Raw genomic sequence first — 11,864 nt, 5'->3', positions numbered from 1 at the left:
TTTTGCTCTTTTTATTTTATATATCCCAATGTTGTTCTGCTTCAGTCATTTGACTGTGAATATTTTGATATTCAGCCTGTTTAACTGTGTACCAATGCTCTACAAAGTCTGCCCCTAAATACCCTTTTAAAATAAGACTTCCTTTAAATATTTTTAAGGCCTCTGGTTGGTTGTTAGCTAATAAAATGTGCTCGTCTGGAAATTTTAAAAGATGTGCAGGTTTTGGCAGTGGTAACTTATGAGATAAGCCATAAGACGCGCCCGCTAAAATAGTCGCTGTTACCAAATAGGGATTACAGTCCGCTCCAGCAACACGATATTCTAAGCGTTGATTTTGTACGTCTGAGCATGGAATTCGGATTGCAACATTCCGGTTGTTAGTATCCCAATTGGCTTCTAATGGCACGTGATGACCAATTTTAAAACGTCTATAAGAATTAATATTAGGCGCTAAAATCGCCATAGATGCAGGCATTAACTCAATTAGGCCACTAATCGCGCTCAATAATTTGGCTGAAAGCTCATCTTTTTCTTCTGAGCTAAATATATTTTGATGGTATTGATTCAGTATGCTCATATGAAAATGCATGCCACTACCAGCCTTTGCCAAGTTTGGTTTCGCCATGAAACAAGCGGTTAAGTCATGCTTTCTTGTGACTTGTTTTACAATTCTTTTTAAAGCATTAATTTGATCGCAGAGCTTTAAAATGTCATGGCTGTGTTGAAGATTTAATTCGTATTGTCCAGGGGATGATTCCGCAACAATTGCGGTAATTTCAATTGATTGTAGTAAGGCTGCTTTTTCAACTTCATCTAGGACTTGTTGATAGTTATTTGGCGCATCTATATCAAAACATTGGTTTTCTGAACATATTTCAGATTGATGCAGAGGTGAGAAAAGATAAAACTCTAGCTCGGCAGCCATGACAGGGAAATAATTATTAGCATGTAACTGATTTAATAGTTTTTTTAATATATTACGTGGTTCATAGCGACAGCCAGAACCATCTTCTTCTTGCATTGATAGGTAAAGCTGAGCATTTAATTCTGGGGATAAGGCACTGGGTTGCAAGCTGCCTAAAATGGGCAGGCAAAGTCTATCTGGTTCACCAATATATTTTCCCAGACCTGTTTCTTCAATCACTTTCCCATCAAGGCTCATGGCATAAATAGAAAGAGGAAAATAACATCCATTCGATAGATTTTTCAGACTCTTAACGTCAATACGTTTGCCACGAATATGCCCGTTTAAGTCATGTAGACAAATATCAATGTGCTGAGTGTGAGGATATAAACTTAAATATTCATCAACTTCTTTTAAAAAAAGATCTGCGTTGAAAGTATGATCTTGTGTCGGTGGAATAAAATCATCTGATATTTTAAATGCCTTAAAGTGAGGATCTTTTAAGTTTAAATTTGGGTAAATAAGCGTACTCATTATAAAAAACCTTGGTGGTTATTTAGCTCAAATCCTACCGTAGCCTTTGGCGTTAATCCCGTAAAAAAACAGTAAAATAATAAATAGTTTATTTATAAGTGAATTTAGTTTTTTATATTAATAATCAATAATTTAATTGGTGCTTTTATGATAAGGCTTTAAAGTAAAATTAACGTATAAGGGCCATCAAAGAGTTGTCTGATCGTTCATGATTTCGCTTTTAAAAACTAAACATAATTAAGAATTGTGATCCTTAAATTTGGTGAGATGGTCAAACTGCTTTAAACTTAAAATCTTATCCAGTTAAACATTTATGTATAAATCTTGAATTGAGCAAGACTTATATAGTGTATGTAATGGAATTTTATTTTTTGCGTTTTTTTAATTTTTATTTTTGAGTTCTCTTAATATGAAAAATATCGGTTTAGCCATTTTAGCAATCAGCCTTTCAGGTTGTGCTGCAATGAGCGTAGAAGAATGTAAGACTGCGAATTGGTCATTAGTGGGTGAGAAAGATGGTTCGAAAGGTTCTTCGCCACGTTTAGATCAATATTACAAAGCATGTGGAAAAGCCAATATTGTTCCAGATCAAAAGTCATATGAACGTGGGTATAAAGAAGGCCTAGGTTATTATTGCCAGCCAGCAAATATTTTTTATAACGCTTTAGAGGGTAACGGTAATATTAATGTATGCCCAGTTGAGCAGCGTAATCGTTTAAGACCTTATTATCGAGCTGCCTCAGATTACTACAATGCAAAAGCTGAATATGAGCGTTATGACGAGAAGTTTAAGCAATATTCTGACAGTGCTTATAACGAAAAATTAAAGCCAGAAGAGCGTGAACGTTATCGTAAGCTTTTAAGAGAATTACAAATTGATCGTGACCGTATTAACAGAAACTATTGGAACTCAATTCGAGATATCGAACGCTTCAAATATGATCATGGATTAAAATAATATTTTAAAAAAGGATTGATCTGAATGAGATCAATCCTTTGTTTTTTTAAAGATAATAACTCGTTTTTGTCATTAACTTTGAAATAGCAGTCATTGTGATTTTTACTGCATATGGTAATTCAACACCACCTGCTTCAAGTGCAGTATGACGGTGATGCAATTCATCTTCATTCATTTGCTCTAGAATTTTGCGCGAGCGTTCATCTTGTGCTGGTAACTGATTTAAGTGATCTTGCAAATGTAGACTAACTTGACGTTCAGTTTCAGCAACAAAACCTAAGCTATATTTATCACCTGCAATACCGGCAAGAGCACCCATACCATATGAAAGGCCATACCAAATCGGGTTCAATAAGCTTGTATGACTATTTAGCTCTTTTAAACGGTCTTCACACCAAGCTAAATGGTCTTGTTCTTCAATCGCTGCCTGTTGCATTTCGCGGCGTACATTTGGCAATTTCGCTGTCAATGCTTGCCCATGATAAAGTGCTTGAGCACACACTTCACCACTATGGTTAACACGCATTAAACCTGCAACATGGCGAGCATCTTCTACACCAAGTTTTGCTTCTACTGTTTCAGCTGGATTTTGGCGCTGTGCTGCTGTTGCACCCGGAACAAGACTACGTAATGCTTGATCAAAAGAGTTAATAAGTTGATCAAATCCAGTATAGTGGCGCATAAATTAGTCCTCTAAAGAAAGGTGGGCTGTGGCAAGCATTGGTTTTAGTCGGGCAAGAAGCCAGATACTAAAGATTGCACTAAGTACAGCTGTAATAATAAATAGTATTTTAATATCAATTTTTAAAACACTTAAGATTAAGATTGAAAAAATTGCAGAAGAAACCATAAAAACGGCATTTAGGATGTTATTCGCTGCAACAACACGTGCACGATGTGAACGTGGTGAATAAGCCTGCATCATGGCATATAGGGGAACAATATAAAAACCGCCACTAATACCCAATAAAGTCACAGCAATCATGACATGGTAGTAAACCCAGCCTTGGGTAAAAACATCTTTTAAAGTCAGTAATGCTCCAGTTCTTTCAGGTACAAAAGCCAGACTGGCTGCAAGGTAGAGCGCAAAAACAGTAAGGCCAACTGCACCGATTGGCACCATTTTAATATTAATTTCTGAACCACCAATTTTGCGGCAAAGAAGAGAACCCACACCAATACCGACTGAAAAGAAAGTGAGTAATAGGCTAACCACATTTTCCGATGCATGAAGGTTTTGCTGGGTAAGCTGCGGAATTTGAGTTAAATAAGTCGCTCCATAAAACCAGTACCATGAGTTACCTAACAAAATTGTAAACACTAACGGTAAGCTTTTGGCATATTTGATAGTTTGAAAGCTTGTACGAATAAAGTTCCAGTCAATATCTAAATCAGGTGCGGCAACTTTTTGTGGCAAGATGAAACGGCTGAATAAATAACCTATGCAAGCAATCGCTACTACAGTAATACTAATCCACAATAAGTTTCCATCTGATGATGCAATTACGGCACCACCCAAGATCATTCCGAATAAGATAGCCATGGATGTACCAGACTGAAACAGGGCATTGCCAGACATGAGTTCATGTGGTTTTAAGATTTCTGGCAAAATGGCATATTTAATAGGACCAAAGAAAGTTGAATGTGTGCCCATCAAAAATAGGGCTAAAAGAAGCAACCATAAATGCCCCAATAAAAAACCGGCAGAACCGATGAGCATAATAATGATTTCTAAAATTTTTATGCCACGGACAAGTTGTGAGCGTTCATACTTATCAGCAATTTGTCCGGCAGTTGCTGAAAAAAAGAAATATGGCAAAATAAACAACAATGCTGCTAAATTATTGAGTGTGCTTACTGGTGCAGATTGTTGCTGAATCCAACCATAAGTAATGACTAACAATAAAGCTTGCTTATAAACATTGTCATTTAATGCGCCAAAAAACTGGGTAAAAAACATCGGTACAAACCGACGTGATGTCATCAGGGATTCATCTTGTTTCATCATGTGCAAGCTTCATTGAGTTTTATAAAAAAATGTGACGGAGTGTTAATTTGCATCTAAAACCATGTATGATATTTTTAACGCTTGATTAAATGAAAAATCAATGGTTTTGAGTGAGTTTTGTCCTCATATTGGTGCGTTTATTAAAAAATAAGTTTAGAGTTTTTCATGCCTTCTAAAATTAAGTTTAAACAGTCAACTCTTTCTCACTCTATGCATTTAATCTTAAAAATGCAGAGTATACCTAAACTTATTTGTAGCAGCTTATTATTAAGTTTATGTGTTACTCCTTGTTATGCTCAAAGTTCGGCTGAGACCGTTACACCAGAAGCAAACCAGACGGTAACAGATTCATTGGTACAACAAACTAATACAAATAACCCAAGTGATGTTCCAATTACCGATGTCGCTACTCTTGTAACTCAAGCACAGCAACAACAAGATAGCTTGGCTATATTGCAACAACAAGAACAATTTCCGAAACAGATTGAAGAATTTAAGCCAATTACGCTTGATAATCTTGAAGACTTACCGGTTATGCCTGTTGACCAGAATATGGCAAATGAAATTTATCGGGTAGCAGAAGAGGCAAAAAACGAGGCTCAAAACTTCCAAAATGGTACGCAAAAACAACCAGAAATGGTGGTGAATGACGCATCACAAGCAGAATTACATGAAATTAATCAGGCCCCTGTAAATATTGACCAGCTCATGCATGAGATTCAATCTGATAGTAAGATTGTGGTTGAAGCCAATGAAACAGGAAAAACTTTACCTGAGCTTACTGCTGCCGTTGAAGAGCCACCCGAAGAAAAAGGTTTCTTTAGACGTATATTCAATAAAATCCGTCCACCTCGGGTAATTCCAATGGAGCAGATACCCCGTATTACTGCTGAGGTTACGGGTGCGCCAGATGATTTAGCTAAAAATATCAAAGGTAAATTATCTACATTTACCCAAGAATCATTTGAAGATTTTAATGCAGCGCTACCGCAACTTAGGAGCTTAAGTAATCAGGCTGCTCAAGCTGTAGGCTATTACAATGCTGAGTTTCGTTTTGAAAAGTTAAGTGCCAGTCGCGTACGCGTTAATGTAACGCCAAATGAACCAGTACGGATTAATGAACAAAACATTGAATTTACTGGTGCTGGTGCAAAACAGCCACAATTTCAGGTCATTCGTTTAGTTCCTGACCAAGATGTAGGTGATATTTTTAATCATGGCCTTTACGAAACCACAAAAAGCCGAATTGTCGATGCTGCATCGGATAATGGTTATTTTGATGCGTATTGGCGTTTACATGACGTAAAAGTGAGCCAACCTGAAAATAAAGCGGATATTAACCTCAAGTATGAGACGGGGGAGCGTTATAAGCTTGGTAAGGTTGAGTTCCGCATGAGCGATCCATCAAAACCATTACCTTTAAATATGAATATTCTTGAAAGCATGGCACCGTGGAAAGAGGGTGATGACTATGCTTTTTGGCGTGTAAATGTTTTAGCAAATAACCTGACTAACTCACGTTATTTTAACTATACCTTGGTCGATTCAATTAAACCCGACCCAATTGAAAAACCACTTGAGTTACCACCCGATTTACAAGCGTTGGTCGATCAGCAGAATGTTGATATTGACGAATCGAAGCTGCTTCCTTTAGAGCAACAACAACTTGCCAAAGCACGCCAGTTGGCTTCCTCAAGTAAAGAAGTAACACAAAATGTGGTAGATGAAAAACAATTTGCCGGAACTGAAAATGTACAAGCCGCACCTGCATCTTTAAAAGCTGCAACTGTACAACATGAAGAACAAGAGTCTGAACAAGACCGTTTACAGGCTCAAGCTCGGGAAGAAAAACGTATACCAGTGATTGTGACGTTAAATGCCGATAAACTAAATAGTCTGGAAACAGGTATTGGTTATGGTACCGACACTGGCGCCCGTTTACGTAGTCAATATAGACGTTCGCTTGTAAATAAATACGGTCATTCATTTGATGCTAACTTAGAAGTTTCTGAAATTCGTCAATCTATAGATGGGCGCTATAGTATTCCTTATAAACATCCATTAAATGATTACTTTAATATTGTGGGTGGTTACGAGCGTGAGACCAGGGATGATATTGGTCCGGATGTAAGCTTACTTACAGAATCGGCAGTTTTAGGGGGTGAGCGAGTTATTAAAAAACCACTCGGAAACTGGCAACATACTATTGGGGTACGTTATCGTCTCGACCGCCTAACTCAAAAGGGGAATGTGGATATCTCTGAGCTACCAGATGCATTTAAAACTGCTGCATCAGAGCAAGAAGCATTATTATTTAGTTATGAGACCTCTAAAACTTCAAGTAATACACGCTTAAACCCGACCAAAGCTTTTAAACAAACTTATAAATTAGAATTAGGTAGTGAAAGTTTACTTTCAGATGCCAATATGGCGATTGCAACTGCGGGTTGGAGATTTATTTATTCTTTAGGTGAAAATGATGACCATCAGTTTGTTGGGCGGTCCGATTTTAGTTATATTTTTACCGATGAGTTTGATAAAGTTCCATACAATTTAAGATTCTTTACTGGTGGTGACCAGACAATTCGTGGTTTTGATTATAAAAGTCTTTCACCAGAAGATAATGGATATAAGATTGGTGGACAGGCTCTAGCAGTAGGCTCTTTAGAATATAACTATCAATTCAAAGAGGGTTGGCGAGCAGCTGTTTTTTCTGATTTTGGTAATGCTTACGATAAGAGTTTTAGTAATCCGACGGCCTATAGTGTGGGTGTCGGTATTCGTTGGAAGTCCCCAATTGGACCAATTCGTTTAGACGTGGCTTCTGGTATTTCTGATGATAACCATCCGATTCGTTTGCATTTCTTTATTGGTCCACAACTTTAAAAATAAAATTTTATTAGGTTTATTTTATGGCGGAAGTAGAACAGCAGCCCACTTCGGCACCTAGCTCTCCTAAGAAGCGACGTATTTTGCGTAGCTTCTTGCTGACAATTTTGATCATACTTTTATTACTTGTTGCTTCCATCATTATTATGATGTCGACTGACCGTGGAAGTCGTTTTTTATTAGATCGTGTTTTACAAGCTCAGCAAGTCATTAAATACGAGTATGAGGGGGGTAATTTACTCAGGGGAATTATTCTTAAAAATATTATTGTTCAGTTAAAAGAAGTTGACGTTACTTTAGATAGAGCTGATGTCCGTTTAGGGTGGCGTTCTTTAATATTAGAAAAAGAAGTGCATTTGAGCAATGCAGATGTCCGTAACTTAGTTATTATTAACAAAGCTCCGCCATCGGATAAGCCATTTGAGTTTAAACCCATTAAATTACCATTTGTGCTTCGTGTAGATGTTGGAGATGTTGATCATTTAGAAATTAAAAATTCAGGTTCTGTCGTAAATTTCCATGATGTTCATCTAAATGATGCTTTGTGGTCAGAGACAAAACTGAAATTTGAAAATTCAAGTATGGATATGGGATATCTTTCTGTTCATAACGCAACAGGAAATATGGACTTTAGCGGTAAATATCCACTGAATGCGACTGCAGATTTAAGAATCCCTTCTTTAAAAAGTTTAAACATCCAAAATATTAAGGTGGCAGCGCGAGGTAGTTTAGATACCTTGCAAGCCGGTGTAGCAACGACAACACCAGATTTATTAACAGGTTGGGTTGTTTTACATCCTGTTCGTCATGAAGTGCCTATGCAAGGTGCATTGTTACTCAAAAATTATCACTTGCCTTTACTGGTTGAGCAAAAATTATTTGCTAAAAACGGTGTAATTAAATTTCAAGGTGATATTAAGCAACTCAACTTAGCACTTGAGACAGATTTAAAAGGGGAGAATTTACCTGAAGGCCAGTACAACGCCTTAATGAATACTGATCTGGTTCATCAGTTGAATATTACTGATTTTAACGGTCAGGTCATGAAGGGTGCAGTTAATCTTAAAGGATTAGTGAACTGGAAAGATCATGTCACTTGGGACATCAAAGGTCGTCTAGATCATGTTAATCCTAAAGACAAAGCTATTCCTCAGGTCGTTCAGGATTTCTTGCCGCCAAGTCTAGATGCAGCTGTTTCTTCAACTGGCTCTTTGGAAAAAGGTACGGAAGTATTTGCCAATGTAGACTTTGACCGCTATGAATCTTGGAAACTTAAACTAAACCAAGCACCTGAAAAGAATAAGAAGCCACAACCTATGTTTATGAATGTGGCTTGGGCAAATATAGATCGTGCTATGCCATATATAGGTTGGTTAAGTAGTGATAGTGGTCAAGTTGATTTGACTTTGCGAGACGGTCAGCAAGATATTAAAGTTTCGACAAAGGTATATCAGCATGAACAGACCTTATTACCGGCTGGACAATATTTAGCAACTTTGAATATTAAAGATAATATTCTTAATGTTCCTAGTTTTAGTTTTGCGGCTCAAAAGGGTAGCCTCACAGGTCAGGCCAAAGTCTTATTACCAAGTGAAAAACGTCAGCTGGCATGGAATGCATTATTAAATGCAAAAGACTTTAATCCACAAAGTATACATACAGCGGCGCCAGTTAACTTGCTCAACGGATCAATTAAAGCCAGCGGTTTTGCAAAGCCAAATCAACAAATTATTCAGCTTGAAAAAATTGATTTAAAAGGTCGCTTGGCTCAAGCAGGTCAAGAAATGGTTGCGCTAGCTGGAAAAAGTACAGCAGCTTTATTATTTAATGATGTTAAAGCAGGTGGCGGTTTTAAAGGCTTTGCGGTCAATTATGACGGATCTTTAAAAGCGCTTAATCAAGCCAATGGACTATTAAAGTTTTCTATTGCAGGTACTCCAGAATTTATCCGAATTAGTCAGTTACAACATGATGGTGTTGCTGGGAAAATCTATGCGACTGGGGCATTAAATTTAAAAGACCGTATTGCTTGGGATATTAATAGCTCGTTAGTACGCTTTAAACCTCAATATTTTGCCTCCAGTGTAAAAGGTGAAATTTCAGGAAATGTAAAAACACAAGGCATCTGGTCTGACAAGTTAAAGCGTATTGATATTCAACAATTGAACCTTGCAGGTTATTTGAATAATAAGCCAGTCAGAGGTAAAGGTAACTTATCCATACTTATGGATTCGAACCAAAAAGGCTTTTTACCTCAGCAATTTGAAGCAAATAATCTATTTTTAGTTTATGCGCAAAACCAGTTGCAGGCGACTGGTAATGCACAGAATTTAAAAATTAAGCTGAATGCCCCTGCGCTTTATGAGTTGTATCCGGGTTTAAGTGGGCGTGCATATGGAGACTTGAGTGTCCAATCTCAACCGCGTTTGAAAGCTACGGCGAATATTGCGGTTGATAATTTTGCATTTAATACATTAGTCAGTATTAAAAAACTTCGTATCCAGGGTGAATTGCCTACTTCCGAAACAACACCAACTCAGTTAACAGCAAAATTAGACAATTTACGTAGTGGTAGCCGTCAAATTCAGTCTGCTGAGGTGAATTTAACAGGAACAAGAAAAGCACATTTATTAAAAGTGCAAGGAAATAATAATGTTTCTAAATTCTATGTTCAGTTAGCAGGTGGATTTAATGCGAAGAATGATTGGTTAGGGCAAATTCAAAAAGGAAGTTTTGATTCACGCCGAATTCGCCTAGCACAAAATCAAAATGCACCAGTTGTTTTCTCATCGGCACGTTCTGAATTATATGTTGGGCAACATTGCTGGCAAAGTACAAATAGCCAGTTGTGTCTTGACCAGCCTGTGCGTGTGAGTAAAGCACAAGGTAATATTTCATTTGTTACTCAAAATCTAGATTTAGGTGATTTTGCTGCGTTCATGCCGGAAGGTTTGGCTATGACAGGCCAACTTAATGGTTATGCTAAAGCTTCTTGGGTAAATGGTGGGCATCCTAAGCTTGATGCACGCTTAGTGACCAGAAAAGGTGAACTGGGCCTAGCAGCGGAAGACCCGCAAGATCCACCGACTACTTTGGCTTATGATGAACTGAGTGTAATTGCAAAAAGTATTTCAGAAGGCTTATTGTTCCGTGTCGATGTAAAAACACCTGATATTGGTACAGGATATGCGAATGTTATTATTAATCCATACCAATCATCTATGCCAATGCATGGTGAGGTAGCTTTTAACGATGTACAGTTAAAAGTGTTAAAACCATTCATTCAAGATGTACGGTCAATGAGTGGTACCTTAGCCTTAGCTGGCAAAGTGAATGGTACTTTGACCCAGCCACAGTTTACGGGCGAAATGCGTTTGAAAAACGGGGCGATCAGTATGATTTCCCTGCCGGTTAATTTAACCAATGTACAGGTGTATTCATCTATTCGTCAGGACATGGCAACAATTGATGGTGCATTCAATAGTGGACAAGGTGTAGGGTTACTTAAAGGTAGTTTTGACTGGAAAAATGCACCGCGTCTACAGTTAAACTTAAAAGGCGATAACTTACTTGTACGTCAAGCTCCATTAATTACGGCCATTGCAAATCCGAATTTGACACTTGATATGTATCCTTTTGATAAGCGTTTAAGCTTGAAAGGATCAGTAGATGTTCCTCGTGCACGTATTTCAATGCCTGAAACAACTGCACCAGTGGTTAACACATCTTCAGATGTTCGTATTGTTCGCCAAGGTCAGGACCCACTTGCAATTTTACGTGCGGCAAAACCGTGGGATATCCGTGCAGATATCTCGGTAAATATTGGCAATCAAGTCATCTTCCAAGGCTTTAACAGTAATATTCCTTTAGTGGGTCGTTTGAATTTAACCCAACGCGGTTATGAAACGGCAATGCGAGCAATGGGTGCTATTGGTGTAAGTCAAAAAGTGAAAATTGAGGCCTATGGTCAAAGCCTGGATTTAAATCGTGCAATTGCCCGTTTTAATGGTCCATTAGCAAACCCGACGTTAGATATTGATGCGAATAAAAATGTTCAGGGTAGTATGGTTGGGGTTCGTGTCACCGGTACTGCTTCATCACCAAACATTCAAGTTTATAATGATGCAGGCCTTTCTGAACAAGAGGCATTAAATGCACTCGTGACAGGGCGTATTAATGAAGGTGCCAGTGGTTTAAGTAATGCAGAAGGCTTTAAATCTGATGTGAACAATACAATTGCTGCTGCCGGTATTAGTATGGGCTTGGGTGGTACTCGTGCTTTAACGAATCAAATTGGTCGTACTTTTGGTTTGAGTGGTCTTGCATTAGATGCTCAAGGTACAGGAGATGATACTCAAGTAAGTTTAACTGGTTACATTACACCTGATTTATTTATTCGTTATGGTGTGGGTGTGTTTACTCCAGTCAATAAACTGACGTTGCGTTATCAAATGAACCGCCGTTTGTATTTGGAAGCAAGTCAATCTTTAGAACGAGCAATAGATTTATTCTACAATTGGCGATTCTAAACACTTTAAGAACACTAAAAACCGAGATGAAAACATCTCGGT

Annotated in this window: 6 protein-coding genes; 3 read left to right on the top strand and 3 right to left on the bottom strand. The window is 37.8% G+C overall.

Annotation, left to right across the window (positions count from 1 at the left end):
- Positions 1–16: 16 nt before the first annotated feature.
- On the bottom strand, positions 17–1,438 hold the full coding sequence (locus EGS71_RS05345; RefSeq protein WP_000105605.1) for a glutamine synthetase family protein: 1,422 nt from the start codon (positions 1,436–1,438) through the stop codon (positions 17–19).
- A gap of 409 nt (positions 1,439–1,847) precedes the next feature.
- On the opposite strand from EGS71_RS05345, the gene EGS71_RS05340 reads away from it, so the two are divergent.
- Positions 1,848–2,396 (top strand): DUF2799 domain-containing protein, encoded by a 549-nt coding sequence (locus EGS71_RS05340; protein WP_000789248.1) that lies wholly within the window; start codon positions 1,848–1,850, stop codon positions 2,394–2,396.
- A 46-nt stretch (positions 2,397–2,442) separates the two neighbouring features.
- Here the strand turns inward: EGS71_RS05340 and coq7 are convergent, their stop codons facing one another.
- Both coq7 and EGS71_RS05330 read right to left on the bottom strand, forming a co-directional pair.
- On the bottom strand, positions 2,443–3,078 hold the full coding sequence (gene coq7 / locus EGS71_RS05335; RefSeq protein WP_001216784.1) for a 2-polyprenyl-3-methyl-6-methoxy-1,4-benzoquinone monooxygenase: 636 nt from the start codon (positions 3,076–3,078) through the stop codon (positions 2,443–2,445).
- Between the two features lie 3 nt (positions 3,079–3,081).
- On the bottom strand, positions 3,082–4,404 hold the full coding sequence (locus tag EGS71_RS05330; protein WP_000977590.1) for an MFS transporter: 1,323 nt from the start codon (positions 4,402–4,404) through the stop codon (positions 3,082–3,084).
- A gap of 165 nt (positions 4,405–4,569) precedes the next feature.
- On the opposite strand from EGS71_RS05330, the gene EGS71_RS05325 reads away from it, so the two are divergent.
- Both EGS71_RS05325 and EGS71_RS05320 read left to right on the top strand, forming a co-directional pair.
- Positions 4,570–7,290, top strand: a complete 2,721-nt coding sequence (locus tag EGS71_RS05325; protein WP_025464958.1) for an autotransporter assembly complex protein TamA — start codon at positions 4,570–4,572, stop codon at positions 7,288–7,290.
- Positions 7,291–7,316: 26 nt separating this feature from the next.
- Positions 7,317–11,822 (top strand): translocation/assembly module TamB domain-containing protein, encoded by a 4,506-nt coding sequence (locus EGS71_RS05320; protein ID WP_000852505.1) that lies wholly within the window; start codon positions 7,317–7,319, stop codon positions 11,820–11,822.
- Positions 11,823–11,864 lie beyond the last annotated feature (42 nt).

The organism is Acinetobacter sp. FDAARGOS_559, from assembly GCF_003940475.1.
GTDB lineage: Bacteria > Pseudomonadota > Gammaproteobacteria > Pseudomonadales > Moraxellaceae > Acinetobacter > Acinetobacter baumannii.
Note: the sequence above shows the minus strand (reverse complement) of the source record. Positions and strands in the feature narration are given on the sequence as shown.

Excerpts from the sequence above, each read along its gene's own strand:
- EGS71_RS05345 (WP_000105605.1), bottom strand. The coding sequence starts at position 1,438 with ATGAGTACGCTTATTTACCCAAATTTAAACTTAAAAGATCCTCACTTT.
- EGS71_RS05340 (WP_000789248.1), top strand. The coding sequence starts at position 1,848 with ATGAAAAATATCGGTTTAGCCATTTTAGCAATCAGCCTTTCAGGTTGT.
- coq7 (WP_001216784.1), bottom strand. The coding sequence starts at position 3,078 with ATGCGCCACTATACTGGATTTGATCAACTTATTAACTCTTTTGATCAA.
- EGS71_RS05330 (WP_000977590.1), bottom strand. The coding sequence starts at position 4,404 with ATGATGAAACAAGATGAATCCCTGATGACATCACGTCGGTTTGTACCG.
- EGS71_RS05325 (WP_025464958.1), top strand. The coding sequence starts at position 4,570 with ATGCCTTCTAAAATTAAGTTTAAACAGTCAACTCTTTCTCACTCTATG.
- EGS71_RS05320 (WP_000852505.1), top strand. The coding sequence starts at position 7,317 with ATGGCGGAAGTAGAACAGCAGCCCACTTCGGCACCTAGCTCTCCTAAG.